This is a genomic window from Rhodopseudomonas sp., from assembly GCF_013377015.1.
GTDB lineage: Bacteria > Pseudomonadota > Alphaproteobacteria > Rhizobiales > Xanthobacteraceae > JARJEH01.
Genome location: NZ_JACABA010000010.1, coordinates 1 through 22025 on the forward strand (window position 1 = coordinate 1; position 22025 = coordinate 22025).

17 protein-coding genes are annotated in these 22025 nt (G+C 64.1%); 2 read left to right on the forward strand and 15 right to left on the reverse strand.

Translation table 11 applies throughout. The features are described 5' to 3' along the window. Positions 1 to 63: 63 nt before the first annotated feature. The 12 genes from HXX15_RS22680 to HXX15_RS22735 all read right to left on the reverse strand — a co-directional run bounded on the left by HXX15_RS22680 (position 64) and on the right by HXX15_RS22735 (position 15835). The gene (locus HXX15_RS22680; protein ID WP_296519177.1) at positions 64 to 870 is read right to left on the reverse strand and encodes a carbohydrate ABC transporter permease; all 807 of its coding nucleotides are present in this window, start codon (positions 868 to 870) and stop codon (positions 64 to 66) included. Beyond that, positions 870 to 1772 carry a sugar ABC transporter permease gene (locus HXX15_RS22685; RefSeq protein WP_296519178.1) on the reverse strand — a complete coding sequence of 301 codons (903 nt, stop codon included), beginning with the start codon at positions 1770 to 1772 and terminating at the stop codon, positions 870 to 872. The genes HXX15_RS22680 and HXX15_RS22685 overlap by 1 nt, the downstream gene beginning before the upstream one ends. After that, entirely contained in the window at positions 1772 to 2875 is a 1104-nt protein-coding gene (locus HXX15_RS22690) for an ABC transporter ATP-binding protein (protein WP_296519179.1), read from the reverse strand. Before HXX15_RS22690 ends, HXX15_RS22685 begins: the two co-directional genes overlap by 1 nt. A gap of 12 nt (positions 2876 to 2887) precedes the next feature. Continuing rightward, on the reverse strand, positions 2888 to 3967 hold the full coding sequence (locus HXX15_RS22695; RefSeq protein ID WP_296519180.1) for an ABC transporter ATP-binding protein: 1080 nt from the start codon (positions 3965 to 3967) through the stop codon (positions 2888 to 2890). Next, positions 3964 to 5508 (reverse strand): glycerol-3-phosphate dehydrogenase, encoded by a 1545-nt coding sequence (glpD, locus tag HXX15_RS22700; protein ID WP_296519181.1) that lies wholly within the window; start codon positions 5506 to 5508, stop codon positions 3964 to 3966. The genes HXX15_RS22695 and glpD overlap by 4 nt, the downstream gene beginning before the upstream one ends. 175 nt (positions 5509 to 5683) lie before the next feature. Continuing rightward, the gene (locus HXX15_RS22705; RefSeq protein WP_296519182.1) at positions 5684 to 6517 is read right to left on the reverse strand and encodes a DeoR/GlpR family DNA-binding transcription regulator; all 834 of its coding nucleotides are present in this window, start codon (positions 6515 to 6517) and stop codon (positions 5684 to 5686) included. 138 nt (positions 6518 to 6655) lie between these two features. Then, positions 6656 to 7273, reverse strand: a complete 618-nt coding sequence (locus HXX15_RS22710; protein WP_296519183.1) for a flavin reductase family protein — start codon at positions 7271 to 7273, stop codon at positions 6656 to 6658. A 15-nt stretch (positions 7274 to 7288) separates the two neighbouring features. Further along, on the reverse strand, positions 7289 to 7906 hold the full coding sequence (locus HXX15_RS22715) for a TetR family transcriptional regulator (protein ID WP_296519184.1): 618 nt from the start codon (positions 7904 to 7906) through the stop codon (positions 7289 to 7291). A gap of 18 nt (positions 7907 to 7924) precedes the next feature. Beyond that, positions 7925 to 11065 (reverse strand): efflux RND transporter permease subunit, encoded by a 3141-nt coding sequence (locus HXX15_RS22720; protein ID WP_296519185.1) that lies wholly within the window; start codon positions 11063 to 11065, stop codon positions 7925 to 7927. Between the two features lie 13 nt (positions 11066 to 11078). After that, positions 11079 to 12185, reverse strand: a complete 1107-nt coding sequence (locus HXX15_RS22725) for an efflux RND transporter periplasmic adaptor subunit (protein WP_296519186.1) — start codon at positions 12183 to 12185, stop codon at positions 11079 to 11081. A gap of 200 nt (positions 12186 to 12385) precedes the next feature. Continuing rightward, positions 12386 to 14965 carry an ATP-binding protein gene (locus HXX15_RS22730; protein WP_296519187.1) on the reverse strand — a complete coding sequence of 860 codons (2580 nt, stop codon included), beginning with the start codon at positions 14963 to 14965 and terminating at the stop codon, positions 12386 to 12388. A gap of 360 nt (positions 14966 to 15325) precedes the next feature. Beyond that, positions 15326 to 15835 carry a cupin domain-containing protein gene (locus HXX15_RS22735; RefSeq protein WP_296519188.1) on the reverse strand — a complete coding sequence of 170 codons (510 nt, stop codon included), beginning with the start codon at positions 15833 to 15835 and terminating at the stop codon, positions 15326 to 15328. A gap of 141 nt (positions 15836 to 15976) precedes the next feature. On the opposite strand from HXX15_RS22735, the gene HXX15_RS22740 reads away from it, so the two are divergent. Next, positions 15977 to 16192 (forward strand): CsbD family protein, encoded by a 216-nt coding sequence (locus tag HXX15_RS22740; protein WP_296519189.1) that lies wholly within the window; start codon positions 15977 to 15979, stop codon positions 16190 to 16192. Positions 16193 to 16255: 63 nt separating this feature from the next. Here HXX15_RS22740 and HXX15_RS22745 read toward each other — a convergent pair whose 3' ends face one another. The 3 genes from HXX15_RS22745 to ggt form a co-directional block, all read right to left on the reverse strand. Beyond that, the gene (locus HXX15_RS22745) at positions 16256 to 18964 is read right to left on the reverse strand and encodes an EAL domain-containing protein (protein WP_296519213.1); all 2709 of its coding nucleotides are present in this window, start codon (positions 18962 to 18964) and stop codon (positions 16256 to 16258) included. A 116-nt stretch (positions 18965 to 19080) separates the two neighbouring features. Next, positions 19081 to 20064, reverse strand: a complete 984-nt coding sequence (locus tag HXX15_RS22750; RefSeq protein WP_296519190.1) for a D-2-hydroxyacid dehydrogenase family protein — start codon at positions 20062 to 20064, stop codon at positions 19081 to 19083. Between the two features lie 218 nt (positions 20065 to 20282). Then, the gene (gene ggt, locus HXX15_RS22755; RefSeq protein WP_296519191.1) at positions 20283 to 21869 is read right to left on the reverse strand and encodes a gamma-glutamyltransferase; all 1587 of its coding nucleotides are present in this window, start codon (positions 21867 to 21869) and stop codon (positions 20283 to 20285) included. Between ggt and HXX15_RS22760 the strand changes: the two genes are divergently transcribed. Beyond that, positions 21855 to 22025 (forward strand): hypothetical protein, encoded by a 171-nt coding sequence (locus tag HXX15_RS22760; protein WP_296519192.1) that lies wholly within the window; start codon positions 21855 to 21857, stop codon positions 22023 to 22025. The genes ggt and HXX15_RS22760 overlap by 15 nt on opposite strands.

Sequence of the window (22025 nt, forward strand, 5' to 3'; positions counted from 1 at the left end):
GCCAAAGAAGATCGCCGTCGGCAGCGTCCAGGCCATCCATGCGATGTTTTCCATGCGGCCTCCTCAAACCCGACCGAGCGCGAAGCCGCGCGCGATGTAGTTGCGGACGAACCAGATCACCAGCGCGCCGGGAATGATGGTGAGCACGCCGGCGGCGGCGAGCAGGCCCCAATCCATCCCGGCCGCCGAAACCGTGCGGGTCATCACCGCCGAAATCGGTTTTGCGTTCACCGAGGTCAGGGTGCGCGCCAGCAGCAGTTCGACCCACGAGAACATGAAGCAGAAGAACGCCGCGACGCCGATGCCGCTGGCGATCAGCGGCACCAGGATCTTGATGAAGAAGCGCGGGAACGAATAGCCGTCGAGAAACGCGGTTTCGTCGATCTCCTTCGGCACGCCGGAGACGAAGCCTTCCAGGATCCACACCGCCAGCGGCACGTTGAACAGGCAATGCGCCAGCGCCACCGCCCACGGCGTATCGAACAGATTGATCGCCGAATACAGGTTAAAGAACGGCAGCGCATAGACCGCGGCGGGCGCCATCCGGTTCGACAGCAGCCAGAAGAACAGATGCTTGTCGCCGAGGAAGCGGTAGCGCGAGAACGCATAGGCCGCTGGCAGCGCGAACGAGATCGAGATCACGGTGTTGATGACGACGTATTTCAGCGAATTGATGTAGCCGGAATACCAGCTCTCGTCGGTGAAGATCCGGGTGTAATTGGCCAGCGTAGGGGCGTGCGGCCACAGCGTCATGGTGGAGACGATTTCGCTGTTGGTCTTGAAGCTCATATTGACCAGCCAGTAGATCGGGAGCATCAGGAACAGCAGGAACAGCGAGAGGATGAGGCGGCGGCCGGGAATCGAATGCATCACGCGCTCCCCGGGTTGTTTTCGCGGTCGGCGCCGGCATGGGTCATCACGGTGTAGAACACCCAGCAGACGATGATGATGATCAAATTGTAGACGATCGACAATGCGGCGGCCTTGCCGAGATCGAATTGCCCAAGCGCGATCTTGACCAGTTCGATCGAGACGAAGGTGGTGGAATTGCCGGGGCCGCCGCCGGTCACTACGAAGGGTTCGGTGTAGATCATGAAACTGTCCATGAACCGCAGCAGCACCGCGATCAGCAGCACGCGGTGCATTTTCGGCAGTTGAATGGCGGAGAACACTGCCCAGCGCGAGGCGCCGTCGATCTGCGCCGCCTGGTAATAGGCATCCGGAATCGATTTCAGGCCCGCATAACACAACAGCGCCACCAGGCTGGTCCAGTGCCAGACGTCCATCACGATCACGGTGGCCCAGGCGTCGAATTCGTTGGAGACGTAGTTGTAATTGATGCCGATGCTGTTCAGCGCGTAGCCCATCAGGCCGATGTCCGGCCGGCCGAAAATCTGCCAGATCGTGCCGACCACGTTCCACGGGATCAACAGCGGCAACGCCATGGTGACGAGGCAGGCCGCGACCTGCCAGCCATGCCGCGGCATCGCCAGCGCGACCACGATGCCGAGCGGGACCTCGATCGCCAGAATGATCCCCGAGAATGCCAGATTGCGCCACAACGATGCGAAAAACCGCTCGCCGAGATCGGTCGAGGGATCGAGCAACTCCTTGAACCAACCGACCCCGTTCCAGAAGAACTGATTGTTGCCGAAAGTGTCCTGCATCGAATAGTTCACCACCGTCATCAACGGCAGGATCGCCGAGAACGCCACGATGGCGAACACCGGCAACACCAGGAACCAGGCCTTCTGATTGACGGTCTTGTCCATCAGGCGACTTTCTCCAGCGATTGACCTTCGACGATCCGGCTGTCGGCGTAGACATGGATCCGCGACGGCTCGAACACGAGGCCGGCCTCCGAGCCCGGGATCGAGAAACCCTCCGGCACGCGGGCGGAAAACTTCACGTCGCCGATCCGCACCCGCGCGAATTGGACGCGACCGAGATCGTCGATCCGTTCGATATTGGCGGCCAGCAGCCCGGGCGCCATCGGCGCGACATGCACGAACTCCGGACGGACACCGATTTCGATCTTCGCGGCCCGCGGCAGGTCGTCATAGGCGCGGGCGAGCGCGATCGTGTGGCCGGCGATCACCGCCTCGCGGCCGCTCACCTGCGCCGGCACGATGTTCATGCCGGGCGAGCCGATGAAATAGCCGACGAAGGTGTGGGCAGGCTTGTCGAACAATTCCTCGGGCGTTCCGCTCTGCACTACGCGGCCGTCATGCATCACCACCACGGTGTCGGCGAAGGTCAGCGCCTCGGTCTGGTCGTGGGTAACGTAGATCATCGTCAGATCGAGCGCGCGATGCAGCGCCTTCAGCTTCGAGCGCAGCTCCCATTTCAGATGCGGGTCGATCACCGTCAGCGGCTCGTCGAACAGGATCGCGGCGACGTCGGCGCGGACCAGGCCGCGGCCGAGCGAGATCTTCTGCTTGGCGTCGGCGGTCAGCCGCGTCGCCTTGCGCTTCAGATGCGGGGTGAGATCGAGCAGCCGCGCGATCTCGGCGACCCGGGCGTCGATCTCGGCCTTCGGCACGCCGCGATTCTTCAGCGGAAACGCCAGGTTCTGGCCGACCGTCATGGTGTCGTAGATCACCGGAAACTGGAACACCTGCGCGATATTGCGCTCGCGGGTCGAGAGCGGCGTGATGTCCTTGCCGTCGAACAGGATTTTTCCGTGCGACGGCGTCACGATGCCGGAGATCAGGTTCAGCAGCGTAGTCTTGCCGCAGCCGGACGGGCCGAGCAACGCATAGGCGCCGCCCTGCCGCCAGGTCATCGACACCGGCTTCAGCGCATAGGCCTCCGGTGGCAGATTGTCGCCGACGAGGTAGGTGTGAGCGAGGTCGGCGAGGTCAATGCGCGCCATGATGCATCTCCCTCACATCGCCTTCGGGGCTGCGACCAGACGGTCGGCCGCGTCGAACACGAACAAATTGGCGGGATCGAGCACAGCGTCGAGGATCTGCCCCGGCACGAATTCATGCACGCCCGGCAGCACCGCGACCCAGTTCGACTCGTCGCGCTTGAGGTGTACGAAGCTTTCCGAGCCGGTGATTTCGGTCACCGCCACCGTCGCATGGAAGGCATGGCGATCGGCGATCCCGTTCGCGACTTCGAGCTGATGGGCGCGGAAGCCGACCCGGTAGGCGCCGTCGGCAAGCCCGGCATAGAGCCCGGTCGCTGGCGCCAGGATGCCGCCGGCATATTGCACTGAGCCGTTCTTCTTCTCGACCCCGATCAGATTAAGCGGCGGATCGGAAAACACCTGCGCCACGCGCAAATTATCCGGCCGGCGATAGACCATAGCGGTCACGCCACTTTGCAGCACCTCGCCTTCCCACATGCAGATGGTGCGGCCGCCGAGCAGCAGCGCTTCCGACGGCTCGGTGGTGGCATAGACGAAGATCGCGCCGGACGCCTCGAAGATCCGCGGCAATTCGGTGCGCAGTTCTTCGCGCAGCTTGTAGTCGAGATTGGCGAGCGGCTCGTCGAGCAGCACCAGATCGGCGTCCTTCACCAACGCCCGCGCGATCGCGGTGCGCTGCTGCTGGCCGCCGGACAGCTGCAGCGGCGTGCGCTGCAGATAGGGCTCCAGCCGCAACAGCTTCGCCGCCTCCTGCACCCGCTTTTCGATCTCTCCGCGCGGCTTGCGCTGCACCCGCAGTGGCGAGGCGATGTTTTCATAGACCGTCAGCGAGGGGTAGTTGATGAATTGCTGATACACCATCGCCACCGAGCGCTTGCGCACGTCGAAGCCGGTGACGTCCTCCCCGTCGACGACGACGCGGCCGTGGCTCGGCTTGTCGAGTCCGGCCAGCAACCGCATGATAGAGGTCTTGCCGGACAGCGTCGGCCCCAGCAGCACGCTCAGCGTGCCGCGCTCGAGCGACAGTGACACATCGCGGATCGCAGGAACGCCATCGATCAAGCGGGTGACGCGGTCGAGAGTGATGGTCATGCCCGGCCTCCCGCTTTCCGCAGGGAATGTTCAGGCGGGAGGCGATGCGCGGCGATCCAGTCGTCGATCGCGGCGACCTCGTCCGGCGACAGCAGCAAGCCGAGCTTGGAGCGGCGCCAGACAATATCCTCCGCGCTGCACGCCCATTCGTTCGCCATCAGATAGCGGACTTCGCTTTCCGTCAACGTCGCACCGAAAGCACGGCCGAGGTCCGCCATCGAGGTCGCGGTACCGAGCAATTGCCTCGCCCGGGTCCCATAAGCATGGGCGAGACGGCTGGCATGCGCGGGAGTCAGAAACGGGTAGCTGCGCACCAGGTCGGCGATCAGCGCCGGAACGCCGGTGACCTCGATATCGCCGCCGGGCAGCGGCGCCTGCGCGGTCCAGCCTTCGCGCGCCTTGGTCCCGCGCAGATAGGGTGACAGCTTCTCCAGCGCCTCTTCGGCGAGCCGCCGATAGGTGGTGATCTTGCCGCCATAGATCGACAACAGCGGCGCTCCGCCCGGAGTATCGAGTTCGAAGACATATTCGCGTGTGGCTGCTTTGGCTTCGCTGGCGCCGTCATCGTAGAGCGGGCGTACCCCTGAAAAGGTCCAGACCACGTCGGCGGGTTTGACCGGCTTCGCCAGATAGGCGCTCACGGATTCGCAGAGGTAGCTGATCTCCTCCGCCGTCGCCTTCACCTTGGACGGATCGCCCTCGTAGTCGCGATCGGTGGTGCCGATCAGGGTGAAGTCGTCCTGATATGGAATCACGAACACGATGCGGCCGTCGGCATTCTGGAACATGTAGGCGCGGTCGTGGTCGTACAATTTCGGCACGACGATGTGAGAGCCCTGCACCAGCCGCACCTTGGCCTTGGCGTCGATGCCGGCGCCGGACGACAGCACGTTCTCGACCCAGGGGCCGGCGGCATTGACCAGCGCGCGCGCCTGGATCGTGCGGCGTGCCCCGCTTGCCGAATCCACAACGGTGATGTGCCAGAGCCCGTCAGCCTGCTTGATCTCGGCGGCGCGAGTCCGGGTGCGGATTTCGGCGCCGCGCTCGGCGGCGTCGCGCGCGGTCAGCACCACCAGCCGCGCATCGTCGACGAAGCAATCGGAATATTCGAAGCCGCGCCTGAAGCGGCCGGGAATCAGCGGCTTGCCGACGTCCTCATGCGCCAGATCAACCGAGCGGGTCGGCGGTAGCAGCCGGCGTCCACCGATATAGTCGTAGAGGAACAGCCCGAGCCGCAGCCGCCAGGCCGGCCGCAGCCCGGCATGATGCGGCAGCACGAAGCGCAGCGGTCGGATGATGTGCGGCGCAATCTGCCACAGCCGTTCGCGCTCGATCAGCGCTTCGCGAACCAGCCGGAACTCGAAATATTCCAGATAGCGTAGTCCGCCGTGGATCAGCTTGGTCGACCAGGATGAGGTGCCGCTGGCCAGATCGTTCATCTCGCACAGTAATACGGAATTGCCTCGGCCGACCGCGTCGCGTGCGATGCCACAGCCATTGATGCCGCCACCGATGATCGCGAGGTCGAAAACCTGCGCCACGGACGCTCCCTGTCGTGTTTTTTTACGAGACACGCACCTTCGCGGGTGCAATATATTTCGCTTGTATCATATTTTCTTCAATTTCGAATAAACCACAATCAAAAACGAAAGCAAGTGATTAAAGGAGCAGCATCGGGCGCAAGGGATCCAGATGCAGAAGAGAGCGGAAAGTCGCCTATCGCACGCGAAGCGCTGACGTGGGCAGCGATTCTGGGGCGGATTCATCGAGTTCCGCGACCGGCTTTGGCAAAGCCTCGATCACCTGAATCCCGCGGGCATGGCAAATGCTCTGCAGGCCCGCCGGCAATTCGGCATCGGTGACGAAGGTCTGGATCTGGCCGATATGGGCGATCCGAACCGGGGCGCTGCGCCGCAGTTTGGTTGAATCCGCCACCAGCATGACGCTGCGAGCGTTGGCGATGATGGCTTGCGCGGCCTGCACTTCACTGTAGTCAAAATCCAGCAATGCCCCCTCCTCGTCGATCGCCGATGCGCCGATGATCGCGTAATCGACCTTGAACTGGCCGATCAGACTGATCGCGGTCGAGCCGATCACCGCGCCGTCGGCGCGCCGCACCGTGCCGCCGGCGACGATCACCTCGATCCGCGGGTGCCGGTACAGCAGCATCGCGACGTTGAGGTTGTTGGTGATCACCAGCAGATCCTCATGCGAGGTCAGCGCGCTGGCGACTTCCTCGGTGGTGGTGCCGATATTGATGAACAGCGAGCAGCCGTTCGGGATCTGCGCCGCGGCGGCGATCCCGATCGCCTTCTTCTCGTCGGCGGCGACGAAGCGGCGCGCCTCATAGGCCAGATTCTCGACCCCCGAGGCGATGATCGCGCCGCCATGAATCCGCGTCAGCGAGCGCTGGTCGCACAGATCGTTGAGATCCTTGCGGATGGTCTGTGCCGAGACTTCGAACCGCTTGGCGAGTTCGTCCACCATCACACGGCCGAACGCGCGGGCGATATTCAGGATTTCCGACTGGCGGTGGGTCAACGCGGTCACGATCACACCTCGACGAACGGGATCGCCATGGTGCTGGTGTTCGCGGGTCGGGTCAACGCGGCCGACGGCGCCCGGCGTCCGCGCCGCGATCAAAACCTCGAAATTGCCCAAAGGCGCTGCGCCGCGGTTGCCACGGGCTCAGGCTGGTCGTTCCATTTCGAACATGGCGTCGGGACGCACCTCGAAATAGTCGCCGCGGCGGCCGGCGCGCAGGATCGGATGCGCCTGCGCGGTCTGGTACACGCCGTCCTTGATCAGCCGCTTGTCGATATGGACGGCGACCACCTCGCCGATAGTGAACCAGGCGTCGGCCTTGGCGCCGTCGGCGCCCTGCAACTGGATGATCTGCGACAGCTTGCACTCGAAGGTCACCGGGCTTTCCGCAACCCGCGGCGGCTTCACCAACTGGCTCGGCAACTTGGTCAGGCCGGAAATCGTGAACTCGTCGACCTCGTGCGTCACGGTCGCCGAGGTCTTGTTCATCGCCTGGGCGAGATCCATGGTGACCAGGTTCCAGACGAACTCGCCGGTGGCCTGGACATTGCCGACGGTGTCCTTCCATGACGTGCTGGCAAACCCGATCAGCGGCGGCTTGTAGCACAACGCATTGAAGAAGCTGTAGGGCGCGAGATTGACGTTGCCGTTGGCGTCACACGACGAGATCCAGCCGATCGGCCGCGGCCCGACGATCGCGTTAAACGGATCGTGCTTGAGGCCATGGCCGTTCACCGGCTCATAGGAGTGCAAATCGGTCACGCGGGAATCCTTGGGTCAGGTGCGGGGCGCAGCTTGGCCGCGCGGAGCGAGGCCGGCGAGCACGAAGTCGATCATTTGGTCGAGCGTCGGCCCCGGTTTATCGTTGCCTTGCGCGATCATCTGCGGGTGGAAATAGTGCACCATTGCGGTGCAGGTACACATCGCGGCAAGCGGCACATCAGGGGCATCGAACTCGCCGCTGGCCACACCCTCGGCAATCACCGCGGCAATGGTGCCGACGAGATATTCCATGTGGGCTTCGCAGACATCCCAGCTTTCTTCCATCGCGATCGCGACCATCTCGTGCAGCTTGGCGTCGCCGACGTAGCGCTCGGCGTTCATGCGATGAATCGTCGACAGCAATTCGCGCAGTCGCAGCGCCGCCGGCCCGCGCGCCGACGCGATCCGTTGCGCCGCCTCCTCCACCCCGCCCATCAGATGGCGCGCCACGCCTTGATGAATCGCCTTCTTCGAATCGAAGAACCGATAGACGTTGGCCGGGCTCATCCGCAGCACTTTGGCGATATCGGCGACGGTGGTCTTCTGATAGCCGATTTCGCGGAATAGACGCTCCGCCACGACCAGGATCCGGTCGCGCATGTCGGCTTCGATATTGTCTGCGATCAGCGTCATTCTACAACCAATGTTCAATTATTCCGCGGCGTCAGCAAGCGGAAATGCGAGCTGGGCCTCGCCCGGATATTGCGGTGCAAGATTGACCTGTTCGCCGTCGCCGCGTTGGTCGAGACTGTTGCGGAACCACAGCGCGTAGAGACCCGGCAGATAGAACAGGGTCAGGAAGGTGGCGACGAACAATCCGCCCATGATGGTGATCGCCATCGGGCCCCAGAACGCCGAACGCGACAGCGGAATCATCGCCAGGATCGCCGCCAGCGCGGTCAGCACCACCGGACGGGCGCGTCGGATCGTGGCCTCTGCGATCGCCTCACGCCGCGTCAAGCCGTTTTTGACATCATCCTCGATCTGGTCGACCAGAATCACTGCGTTGCGCATGATCATGCCGGCGAGCGCGATCAGCCCGAGCAGCGCCACGAAGCCGAACGGCCGGTTCGCCAGGTTCAGCCCCAGCGATGCCCCGATGATGCCGAGCGGCGCGGTGAGGAACACCAGCGCCAGACGAGAGAAGTCCTGCAGCTGGATCATCAGCAGCGCCAGCATCGCGATCACCATCAGCGGAAACAGGATGAAGATCGAAGAGTTGCCTTTGGCGGATTCTTCGATCGCGCCGCCCATTTCAATCCGGTAGGCCGGCTGCAGGCTGTCGCGAATGCCCTGCAGTTTCGGCCAGATCGCGTTGGTGACATCGGGCGCCTGCGCGCCATCGACGACATCGCCGCGCACCGTGATCGCCATGTCGCGATTGCGACGCCACAGGATCGGCTCCTCATGCGCGTATTCGATCTTGGCGATCTGCGACAGCGGCACCGCGACGCCGTTGCGCGAGGTCACGGTGAGATCGCTGACACGCCCGAGATCGAGCCGCTCCGACGCCACCGCGCGGGCCACCACGCCGACCTTTTCGACGCCGTCGCGCACTGTGGTGACGTTGGCGCCAGAAATCAGCATCGCCAGTGCCTGCGAGACGTCTTGCGGGGTCAGCCCGAGCGCGCGGGCCCGATCCTGATCGACCGCGAGCTTCAAGTATGGGGTCTGCTCATTCCAGTCGAGGTGCGGATCGATCACCTTGGGATTGCCCCGCACCACGTCGCGAACCTTGTAGGCGATCTCGCGCACCTTCCTGGTGTCCGGGCCGATCACACGGAACTGCACCGGAAATCCGACCGGCGGACCGAAGTTGAACTGATCGACACGCACCCGCGCCTCCGGCAACTGGCCGGAATCCGCAGCCGCCTCCAGCCGCGCCTTGACCCGTTCGCGCGCCTTGATGTCCTTGGTGACGATCACGATCTCGCCGTAGGATTCATTCGGCAACGCCGGGCTTAATCCCATCCAGAATCGCGGCGGGCCCTTGCCGACATAGGCGGTGTAGGTCGCGATATCGTCGTCGCCATTCAGTAGCTGTTCCGCCCGCTTAACGGTGTCCATGGTGACGTTGAACGCGGTGCCTTCAGGCAGGCGTAGCTGCAGGAACAGTTCGGGCCGCTCGGAGGTCGGGAAGAACTGCTGCTGCACGAAGCCGAAGCCCACGATCGACAGCACGAAGGCGCCGATCGTCGCCAGCACCACGGTGCCGCGCCATTCTATGCACCATTGCACCACGCGCCGGAACAGTTTGTAGAATCGCGTCTCGTACACCGCGTCCGGATCGTGATGCGGGCGCTTCGAGAAATCCGGCAACAACTTGACGCCGATGTAAGGCGTGAAAATCACCGCGACGAACCACGAGGCGACCAGCGCGATCGTCACCACCCAGAAGATGCCGCCGGCATATTCGCCGACCGAGGAATTGGCAAAGCCGATCGGCAGAAATCCAGCGGCCGTGACCAGCGTTCCGGTCAGCATCGGAAACGCGGTGGATTCCCACGCGAACGACGCCGCCTTGGCGCGATCCCAGCCCTGCTCCATCTTCACCACCATCATCTCGACCGCAATGATGGCGTCGTCGACCAGCAGCCCGAGCGCGATGATCAGCGCGCCGAGCGTGACCCGATGCAGGTCCAGCGACATCGCGTTCATCACGATGAAGACGATGGTCAGCACCAGCGGCACCGACAACGCCACCACGATTCCGGTACGCCACCCCAGCGCCAGGAAACTGACGAACAGCACGATGGTCAGCGCTTCGACGAAGGAGCGCAAGAATTCGCCGACGGCGCGGTCCACCACCTCCGGCTGATCGGCGACCTGCTCGATGTTGATACCCTGCGGCACCTCACCCATGAATTCGGCGGTGGCTTTCTTCACGTCCTTGCCGAGTTCGAGGATGTTGGCACCCTTCGCCGTCACCACGCCGATGCCGAGCGCGGGCTTGCCCTTCTGCCGCACCATATAGTCCGACGGATCAACGAAGCCGCGCGTGACGGTGGCGATGTCGCCGAGCCGGAAGATCCGCCCGTTGCTCTCCACCGGGGTTTCCGCGACGGTCTTGGCGCCGTCGAGCGCGCCGGTTACGCGCAGCGGCACCCGCTGCGCCGAGGTTTCGACGGTTCCGGCGGGCGTGATGGCGTTCTGCTTGGCCAGCGAATCGAACAGCACCTGCGGCGTAACGCCCAGTGTCGCCAGCTTGGCATGGGAGAACTCGACGTAGATCTTTTCGTCCTGGATGCCGTAGAGATTGACCTTGGTGACCCCGGGCACCCGCAACAGGTGCTGCCGCATCGCCTCGGCGATCTTCTTGAGCTGCGCATAGTCGGCGCCTTCGCCGGTCATCATGTAGAGCATCGAATCGACGTCGCCATATTCGTCGTTGACGCTTGGTCCGATCAGGTTGGACGGCAGTTGACCTTTGACGTCATCGAGCTTCTTGCGCAGTTGATAGAACAGCTGCGGCACCTCCTTGGCGGGGGTATTGTCCTTGAAGGTCACTTGCATCGCAGTGAAGGACGGCTTCGAATAGGTCTGGACCTTCTCGAAATAGGGCAACTCCTGCAGTTTCTTTTCGATCGGATCGGCGACCTGGGCCTGCATTTCCGCAGCGGTAGCGCCCGGCCAGATCGCCGAAACGTTCACCACCTTGATGGTGAAGGACGGATCCTCGGCGCGGCCCAGCCGTTCATAGGAGATGATACCGCCGACGGTCAGCGCCACGATCAGGAACAGGATCAGCGAGGGATGGCTGACCGCCCAGGATGAAAGATTGAACCGCCGCACGGTCGCCTCCCGATCAGAATGAAAGCGACGACACGACCCGGACCTTCTCGGCCGGATCGAGTTTCTGCACGCCGAGCACGACAACCTTGGCGCCTTCCTCGACGCCGCCCGAAATCACCACGTCATTGGTCTCGTAGGACTTCACCGCGACCGACTTCAGCGCAACCTCGCCTTGCGCATCGACGACATAGAGCGACGGCGCGGCGCCTTGGCTGAACAGCGCCGACAGCGGCAGCCGCGCGACACGTTCCGTCGTCGGGTCGGCGAGCGTCAACGTCGCGGTCATGCCGAGCGAAACGCGTTCGCCGGCCTCGGGCAGCGAGAATTTGGCCAAATAGGTTCGGGTCGCGGGGTCCGCCATCGGCGCGATTTCGCGCAGTTTGGCGGCGTAGGTCTTGTCCGGCTCCGACCACAGCGAGACGCTGGCGCTGCCATCCTTGGCGCGGCCGACCAGGGTTTCGGGGATCGCCACCACGGCTTCCTTTTCGGCGAACCGCGCCACGCGAATCGCCGGCTGGCCGGCGGCCACCACCTGACCGGCGTCGACCAGCGTCGCGGTGACGACGCCGCGGGTGTCGGCGTTCAGCGTTGCGTAGGACAGGCTGTTCCTGGTCAGATCGACCGAGCGCTCGGCGCGATTGAAGCGGGCGCGGGCCTCGTCGGCGGCGGCGCGGGCCTGATCCATCTGCGCTTCGGTCGACCAGCCCTTGCCGCGCAGCTCCTTGGCACGGGTTTCGGCGGCGGTCGCCTGGGCCAGCACGCCGGTGGCGGCGCGATACTCGGCTTCCGCCTGCTCGGCCTGCAGCTTCAGATCGACCTGGTCGAGCTCCGCCAGCGGCTGGCCGATCTCGATGGTCTGGCCGACCTCGACCAGGCGTTTGGCGATCTTGCCTGGAACCCGGAAGCCAATGTCGGTTTCGACCCGCGGCCGGATCGTGCCGACAAAGCTGCGCGCCGGCGATTCCGGCTCGTAATGTACCGTCGCCACCAGCACCGGCCGCGACGGGTGGGACTTCTGGGTAACCTTCTCATCGCAACCGGCCAGCCCCAATGCCAGCGCGGCGAGTGCGAGTCCGGCCAGAAGCCTGAGAAATCCATCAAATAGAGGAAGTGCGCCCATCGTGAGTTCCCCGATCAAAAACCGTCGGAACTGTCGAATATCCTCTGACGATTGTCAATATTCATCAGAGGTCATGATTTCGTGATCGGATGCGCTATCTTGTCGCCTCGCCATCTCGGGCCTACGGCAGTGCATGCTGGGCGCCGGCGGCATCGGCAGCGCGAGCGGCACGATCTGCCAGGAAATGCCGTAGCGATCCTTCAGCCCGCCGCGGCGTTCCGCGCCAGGTCGCGCTCGCATTGGCTTCGGAGTCGACCCAGCGCCTTCGCCAACCGTCCGGCCAGATCCAGCAAGTCGTCAGGGGAAACCTGCTCCGACTGCTGTTCGATCGAACGTGCGATCTCCGCGATCTCGTGAAACCCCAGCGTGCTGGCCCCGCCCTTCAGCGAATGCGCCTCGACCTCGATCTGCTGCCGGTCCGCACCGTCGGCGAATTGCCGGAACAATGCGATCCGCCGTTCGGTCTCGCGCATGAACAACGCGACCATCTCCCCGACCTGATCGCGGCCGATTTCGTCGGCCAGTTCCGTCAGGGTGGTGAAATCGAACCGCGGCGTTGCGACGGCCGTCACCTCCGACTCCGCGCTTCCTCCGCCGCGCAGCGCACGCAACACCGCAGCGACCAGCGCAGGCTTGCGCAGCGGCTTGGCAAGGAAACCGTTCATGCCGGCCTCGCGGCAGAGTTTGATATCCTCAGCGAATGCGTTCGCCGTCAGCGCAACGATCGGCAGCGCGGCGTAGTCACCGCCGCGCGCGCGGATCGCCCTGGTCGCCGCAAGGCCGTCCATGTTCGGCATCCGCACATCCATCAGCACCAGATCGTATTCGGCTTCTTCGAGCGCCTGCAACGCCTGGACGCCGTCGGCCGCGATACGGGTCTCAGCGGCGAATTCCTCCAGCATCTTCATCACCACCATCTGGTTGGTGGCATCATCCTCGGCGATCAGCACCCGCAGCGGGCGCCCCAGCATCACTATTCGGGTCTTCAGATCGTCGGCACCGACCCGATCCAGCCGCTGGTCGGAAATCGTCGCATTGCTCGACGGCAACTCCAGGCTGAACCGGAAGGTGGCGCCATCGCCCGCCGCTGAATTGACCGCGATCTCGCCGCCCATCTGCTCGACGATGCGGCGGCTGATCGCGAGGCCAAGGCCGGTGCCGCCGAAACGGCGGTTGATCGAGACATCAGCCTGGGCAAAATCCGTGAACAACCGGCCGACGCGATCCGGCGCGATGCCGATCCCGGTGTCGGTCACCCGCCATTCCACAGTGGCGCGGTCGGCGTCGCGCCCGAGGCAGGCCGCGACGATGGTGACGCTGCCGCGCTCGGTGAACTTCACGGCGTTGGAGGCGAGGTTGAGCAACACCTGCCGAATCCGCGCCGGATCTCCGCTTAGCGCTGGCGGAAGTTTCGGATCGATCTCGGCGCTCAGTACCAGCCCCTTGGCCTTGGCCGCCGGTCCGACGATCGCCGCCACGGCCTCGACCAGCGCGGCCGGTGAGAAATTCACTTTCTCGAACTCGAACCGGCCGGCCTCGAGTTTCGACAGGTCGAGAACATCGTTGAGGATCCGTTGCAGATTATCGCCGGAATCCCGGATCGTCTCGACCGCATGGCGTTGCTCGGAATCCAGCCGGGTTTCCAGCAGCATATTGGCGAGGCCGAGCACGCCGTTCATCGGGGTCCGGATCTCGTGACTCATCATCGCGAGAAATCCCGACTTCGCCCGGTTCTCCGCCTCGGCCTGCTCGGCCCGCCAGCGTTCGGTGACGTCGCGGCCAACGCCGCGATAGCCGGCGAACTTGCCCTTGTGGTCGAGCGTCGGCTTCGCCGTCAGCGACCACAGCCGCGGATTGCCGCCGGCCACGACGTGAACCACGAGGTCGTTCAACGGCTCCTGCTTCGCCATCAGGCTCGCGATGGTCGCGGCGCAAGCGGTATCGTTGGGGCACAGCAACGCCAGCACGTCGGCCAGCTGCGCGCCGCGCAACAACGCCTGCGGAAGGTGCGCCACCTCGACGAAGCGTTCCGGCACATGGACCAGCCGACCGTCGGCGTCGGTCTGCCACAGCCAGTCGCTGGCGTTGGCCTGAAAATCCTTCAGCAGCAGCGAGATGATTTCGGTCTTGCGTTCAAGCTCCAGCTGCGCGCGCAGATTGTCATAGAACAGCTGTCCATGAGTCATCAGATTGCGGGACATGAAAACAGCGTAGAGCAGCAGGAATATTCCGGTGATCAGGTAGGCGTTACCGTTGCAAAGCAACAACGCCGCCGCCGAGCACAGCACCATCGCCCAAGTATAGGCCAGCCCGGCGCGCTGAACCGTCGACAACGCGAAGGCGCCGCCCGAAATCATTCCGGTGATCAGGCAGGCCAGGATTAATTGATCGAGCGGATCCGCCTTGGCGAAAAGAACCAGCGGCAACGAACCCCAGATCAGGCCGAGTATGAAGGCCTGGACAATCATCCGCCGGATCGCGTTCGCCGAAGCCTCGCTGGGGCGTCTGACTCGCGCTCTAACCCAGGATCGCACCGACATCGCGGCGACGACTGCGATCGCTGTCGCCCACGCCACCAGAAAGCGATCCGAGTCTGCGTGCCAGAACACCACCAGCACGATGATGGCGTTGATCAGATTGACCGTCATCGTCAGCGGCACCAGCCGACTGACGCTGCCGATCTGCGCGGCACGAATCCGGCGCATCTCGCGCTCGGTGATTTCGCCAGTATCGGCTGCTGTTCCCGTGCTGTGGACACCGAGCCAGCGGCCGACAACCATGGCCCAATCTTCTCGTGACCGGTTCGATGTCAGGAGTTGTTGAAGGCCGATCATGATCGAAGAGCTCTCTCGGCCACGGTGCCAGACCGATGGCGTCTTCGCCAAGGTCGCACCCTGTCTGGTTAGTTCGACTCGGCAGCTCTGTCTCTGTCGGGGCTGCGGCGCATCGATGTGCTTGCCTGATTCCCGATCGACATTGGGAGTCGAAAACCAGGGCGGATATTCGACATCACCATGCTGGCGGCGGCGCTTCCACCGCGTTAATTTTCGATGCTGGCGGGCGGGGCATCGCCGATGCGGTTAACGCTTGCCGAAAACTTGTCGCTAAAATGCGTCTTCGTCAACGGAGTTAACGATCAACTACTTCGGTTCCGCCGGATCGCGGTGGATCGGATCAATCCAGAGCACCGTTTCGGGCTTCTCCACCGGCTCGATGTCGAGATTGATCGCGATCGCCTCGCCGTCGCTGCGCACCAGCACGCATTCCAAAGCCTGGTCCGGGCTGGCATTGATCTCCTGGTGCGGCACGTAGGGCGGCACGAAGATGAAATCGCCCGGCCCTGCTTCGGCCATGAATTGCAGCTGCTCGCCCCAGCGCATCCGCGCCTTGCCGCGCACCACATAGATCACGCTTTCGAGATGGCCGTGATGATGCGCGCCGGTCTTGGCGTCGGGTCGGATGGTGACCGTGCCGGCCCACAACTTCTGCGCGCCGACTCGGGCGAAGTTGATCGCGGCCTTGCGATCCATCCCCACGGTCGACGGCACGTTGGGATCAAGCTGATCGGCCGGAACCACGCGGACGCCGTCATGCTTCCAGCGGCCGCCATCGCCATGATGATCATGATCATGATCGTGTGATCCGCTCATGGCACTCCCATTCCTCAAATAATACCGGCAGAGTTTTGGCAACGCCGCGCGCGGAACGCAATCATAAACTGCCTACGGCGGAACTTCTCGCCGTCCCGGCACTTGTCACTGCGAAGTTCACCACCGCAAAGGAGAATTCTGATGGGTAGCACGACAGACAAGATCAAGGGTCAAGCCAACGAAGTGATCGGCAAGGTCAAGCAGGGCATTGGCGAGGCGACCGGCTCGGACAAGCTGCAGGGCGAAGGCGCGATCCAGGAAGCCAAGGGTCACGGCCAGCAGGCGGTCGGCAATGCCAAGGAAGCGGTCAAGGACGCCGCCGACAAGACTGCGGCGTTCGTCAACAAGAAGCTCTGATCGACTGCGTTTCGATCCGACTGCAGGACCGGCCCGTCGCGGCCGGTCTTTGCATGTCGGAACTCAAACGACCGCCGTGCGCCGCGCCGGCGCCTCGAGCATCGGCCTGATCTCGGCGGCCGGCTTCGGCCGGCTGAACAGGAAGCCCTGCATTTCGGTGCAGCCGAGCGCGCGCAAAATGTCGCATTGCTCCTGGGTTTCGACACCTTCTGCGGTCGTGGTCATGTTCCGCGCGGAGGCGATATTGACCACCGCCTGCACGATCGGCGCTGACCCGTCGGCCTGCTCGATGTCGGCGACGAAGCAGCGGTCGATCTTGATCTTGTCGAATGGAAAACGCTGCAGATAGCTCAGCGAGGAATAGCCGGTGCCGAAATCGTCGAGCGCGATCCGCACGCCGAGCGAGCGCAGCTGATGCAGGATCGCAAGCGCGATCTCGTCGTCGTGGATCAACACCGCCTCGGTGATTTCCAGCTCCAGCCGGCTCGCCGACAGGCCGGATGCGGCGATCGCGGCGGCCACCTTCAGCGCCAGAGTCCCGCTTCTGAACTGGATCGGCGAAACGTTGACCGCGAGCTTGATGTGCGCAGGCCAGGTCGCGGCCTCAGCACAGGCGGTAGCAAGCACCCATTCGCCGAGTTGGGTAATCAGGCCGGTTTCTTCTGCGACCGGGATGAATTCGGCCGGTGAGATCATCCCGCGCAGCGGATGGCGCCAGCGTAGCAGCGCCTCGCAGCCGGTGATCTCGTCGGTGCGCAGGTCGACCAGCGGCTGGTAATGAATTTCGAATCCGCCCTCGAGCATCGCCTGGCGCAATTCCACTTCCATCGTGCGTCGCGCCCGCACCCAGGCATCCATTTCCGGCGCGAAGAACCGGAACGTGCGACGCCCGTCGGCCTTGGCGCGGTACATCGCCAGATCGGCGTTCTTCAGCAACTGGTCGAGATCGGTACCGTCGACCGGCGCCCGGGCGATGCCGATGCTGGCATCCGCGGCGAGCTGATGTCCGAGGCAGTCATAGGGCCGTCGGATCGCGTCGTAGATCCGCGCCATCAGGGCGGTGATGCAGCCGTCGGTCGCGATACCCGTCTGCACGATGGCGAATTCGTCGCCGCCAAGCCTGGCGACCAGATCGCCGGCGCCGATGCAGTCGCGCAGCCGCGCCGCAACCGCCTTCAGCAATTCGTCGCCGATCGGATGGCCGAGCGAATCGTTGACGCTCTTGAATTCGTCGATGTCGATATAGAGCACCGCGAGTTGCCCGCCCTGTCCGATCTTGGCCAGTTCGCGCTCCAGCAATTCGCCGAACAGCGTGCGGTTCGGCAGGTCGGTCAAGGCATCATAGTGCGCGAGGTGGACGATCCGCTCCTCGGTTCGCCGACGCTCGGTGATGTCTTCCAGCGTCGTCACCCAACCACCGTCGTCGAGCGTCCGGCGCACCATCCGGATCGCGCGGCCATCCGGCGGTTCGACGACGGTTTGGACGAATTTGTCGCGCGCCACCTTGCGCAGGAAGTCGGCGCAGTACTCATCGACGTCGCCGCGGAAACTCCCGGTTTCCTGACGGTGCGCGATCAGGTCACGGAAGCTGCAGCCCGGCTTGACGATCTCGGGAGACAGCCCGAACATGTCTATGAAGTGCTGGTTGCAGACCACCAGCCGCGCCGAAGAGTCGAACAACAGCAGTCCCTGGGTCATGTTGTTGACCGCGGTGTCGAGCCGTTGCTTCTGCAGGCTGAGTCGCGCCTGCGACGATTCATGCTGCCGCGTCATCTGCCGCACGATCAGGAACACCATGAAGACGATCACCAGCGTCGATAGCGCCGCCACCGCAACGAGGAGCCGGACCTGCTCGCGCCAATCGGCGAGCTTGGCGTCCACCGTCGTGGTGGCGACGAGCACCAACGGGAATTCGGTCAGCGCGCGCGCCGAAATCAGCCGCTCGCGGCCGTCGATCGGGCTCGGCAGCCGCGCGGTACCGTGACTCCAGTCAAACACCTTCTTCTGCGCGACCATTCCGGTGTTGAAATTCCGCCCGATCTGCTCCGGGACATGCGGATAACGCGCCAGCAGGGTGCCGTCGCGATGATGGATCGAAATCGCCGAGTCCTGGCCGAGCGCCACCGAGGCGAACAATTGTTCGAAATGCGACGGCGCGACGCCCCTGGTGACGACGCCGAAAAACTCGCCGTCCGGCCCGGTGATCTTGCGCGAGATGATGGTCGCCAGAGTTCCGGAGAACTTGCTGCGCACCAGTTCGACCTGAACCGGCGTCGGCGCGGATCCGGATTTCAGCGCCTGGAAGTAGCCGCGATCGCTGATGTCGATGTCGCGCACCGGCCAGGCCTCGGAGCCGTTGATCCGCCGGCCGTCGGAATCGAAGATGTTGACGCCCGAAACGTCGGCAATTCCGGTCATCTTGGAGCGCAGCCACTTGTGCATCTCCAGCGTCGCCATCTGCTGCCTGAAGCCGTCGGGCGTGATGATGCCGGCGCGAATCACGTCCGCCACGACGTCATGGTGAATCGCGGTGAAATCGGCGAACTGCTGATCGTAGTGCCGGGCCAGCAGCAGCACGGTGTTTTCCAGTTCGCGCTCGCCGCTGGTCAGCGCCCGTTCGCGGAAATCGTTGACCATCACCACGGTGCCACTGACGATCGCGGCGATCAGCACGCCGGCGCACAGGATCAGCCAATTGATCGGCCCGCGCCGGAACCGGGCGGCGCCATCGCCCGCACCTGTGCGTCCGGCCGGCTCGTCGCCTTGCCCCACTTTGGCCTGCGCCAAATCTATTCCTCGCATCGTCAACCCCCGAGGGACGATGTCTACGATGCAGAAATGGAGGTCGGGTTAGCAATACCGGTTACTGAAGAACTAACGCCCCAATATCAACGCGTTGCGATCGCCAGCACGTCGGGATTGACCACGTTGCTCGGCGCACCGCCGGCATAGGCCACGATCTGATCGAAGATGTCGCTGAACTGCAGCTCGTATTCGTCGCGCGACACATAGCCGATGTGCGGCGTCGCGACGACGTTGGGCATGGTCAGCAGCAGATCGTCGACGTCGCGCAGCGGCTCGGTCTCGAACACGTCGACCGCCGCCATCCCCGGCCGGCCGGCGCGCAGCGCCTCGACCAGCGCGCCGGGCTCGATCAAGCCGGCGCGGCTGGTGTTGACCAGCAGCGCGCTCGGTTTCATGCGCGCCAGATCGGCGCGGTTGACGATGCCGCGGGTCGCGTCGACCAGCCGCATCTGCAGCGAAATCACATCGCATTGCGCGAAGAACTCGTCCTTGCTGCCGGCGGTGCCGTAACCGTCGGCGCGCGCCTGTGCCAGATTCGGCTCGCGCGCCCATACCAGCACGTTCATGCCGAAGGCGCGGCCGTAGCCCGCGACCACCGCGCCGATCCGGCCATAGCCGTAGATGCCCAGAGTCTTGCCGCGCAGCGTATGGCCGACGCCGATCTGCCAATGGCCGGCCCGCAGCGCCGCCATCTGCTGCGGGATCTGCCGCATCGCCGCCAGCACCAGGCCCCAGGTCAATTCGGCGGCCGCATAGGACGGCGTATCGGCATGCATGTTCGACGACACCACGATGCCGAGGCGGGTACAGGCTGCGACGTCGATATGCGGATAGACGCTGCGCTGGCTGATCAGCTTCAGCTTCGGCAGCCGCTCCAGCAGCTCGGCGCGAATCTGCGTTCGCTCCCGGATCAGCACCAGCGCCTCGGTATCCTTCAGGCGCTCCGCCAATTGGTCGGTGTCCTGGACGTGATCGTTGAAGATCGTGACGTCGTGGCCTTGCAGCTTGGCGAAGCAAGGCAGCCCGCGCAGCGTGTCGAAGTAATCGTCGAGGATGGAAATCTTCATGTCGCCTTCCCTCTGATACACTGGTCGCCAATTAGTATTCGATGCGCCGCGGCATCGGCTGCGCGCCCCCTCTCCCATGGGGAGAGGGTTGGGGTGAGGGGGTAATCCCTCTCGATAGTGCGCAACCCCTCACCCGGCGCTTCGCGCCGACCTCTCCCCATGGGAGAGGTAAGCACAGTGCCCGCGGCGAAAGCGTTGCCGTCTCGATAGACCCAATCTTAATATCCCAGCGCGCAGCCGTCCTTGCGGGGCTCGGAGCCGCCGGTCAGCGTGCCCTTGTCCCAATCGATCCAGATCGCCTGGGCACCGCCGAACGGCGATACGCAGGGCGCGGTCTTGTGGCCGATCTTCTGCAGGCCTTCGACGATGTCCGCCGGCACGCCGTCTTCCAGCGTGTAGACGCCTTCGAAATGCAGTCCGCGCGGCTGGTCGATGGCTTCCTGCACGTCCATGCCGTAGTCGACCATGTTGGTCAGCACGCGGCATTGGCCGACCGGCTGGTACTGGCCGCCCATCACCGCGAACGACATCTTGGCGCGGCCGTTTTCGGTGGTCATGCTGGGGATGATGGTGTGCAGCGGGCGTTTGCCCGAGGCGATGCAGTTGGGGTGGCCGGGCTGCACCCGGAAGCCTGCGCCGCGGTTCTGCAGCAGCACGCCGGTCTTGTTCGACACCACCGCCGAACCGAACGAATGCGCCACCGAATTGATGAAGGAGCAGACGTTGCGGTCCTTGTCGATCACCGTGATGTAGACCGTCTCGGGATTGATCGGTGGCCGGACGTCGGGCAGTTCGACCAGCGCGTCCATCCGTATCCTGGCGGCCCAGTCGGCGGCGAACTGCTTCGACAGGATCCGTTCGACGTCGATACCCACATAGGCCGGATCGCCAATATCCTGCTCGCGCATCAGATAGGCGATCCGCGCGACTTCGGCCTCGAGGTGGAAGCGCGCGACGCTCATCGGCGGAAATTTGGTGAGGTCGAAATGGCTGAGGATGTTGAGCATCACCAGCATGGTGATGCCCGGCCCGTTGGGCGGGCACTGCCAGACGTCGAAGCCCTTGTAGTTGGTGCTGAGCGGCGTGGTGCGCTCGGTGACGTGCTCGGCGAAGTCCTCCAGGGTGTGCAGGCCGCCGGCGCCGCGCAGCGTCTCGACCATGTCCTCGGCGACGTAGCCCTTGTAGAAGCCGTCGGGGCCGAGTTTGGCGATGGTGCGCAGGGTCTGGCCGAGTTCGGGCTGCTTCATCACGTCGCCGACCACCGGGGCCTCGCCGTTCTTCAACAGATAGCGCGGCGCGTTGATGCCGGCGCGGACCTTCGCGACATTGTTCTTCCAGTCGAAGGCGATCCGCGGCGCGACCACATAGCCCTCCTCGGCGGCCCTGATGGCCGGCTGCAGCACCGCGTCGAGACCGAGCTTGCCGTGATCCTCGAGGATCGTCGCCCAGGCGTCGATCGACCCCGGAATGGTCACCGCATGCGGGCCGGTGGTCGGGATCGCATGCATCTTGTGCTCGAGGTACCACTCGGCGCTGGCCGCCTTGGGAGCGCGGCCGGAGCCGTTGTAGGAATGCACCTTGCCGTGGCCCTTGGGCTGGATCAGCGCGAAGCAGTCGCCGCCGATGCCGGTCGACTGCGGTTCGATCACGCCCTGCAGCGCGCAGGCCGCCACCGCCGCGTCGGCCGCGGTACCGCCGGCCTTCAGGATCTCGATGGCGGCCAGCGACGCCAGCGGATGCGAGCTCGCCGCCATGCCATTCAGGGAGTGGACCGTGGAGCGGCCGGCGAGATGGAAATTCCTCATGCCAAGATTCTCGTTTCAGCTGGTTTGCGCCGATCGGGCGCCGGTTTCGAGCCGGGATTTGCGGGAAGTATCTGGCATGCCAAGGCCATCGAGGGCAATGCTCCGCACGGAATGGGGCTGCGCGCCGGCCTTTCCCAAGGCCTGCCCGGCTGGTAA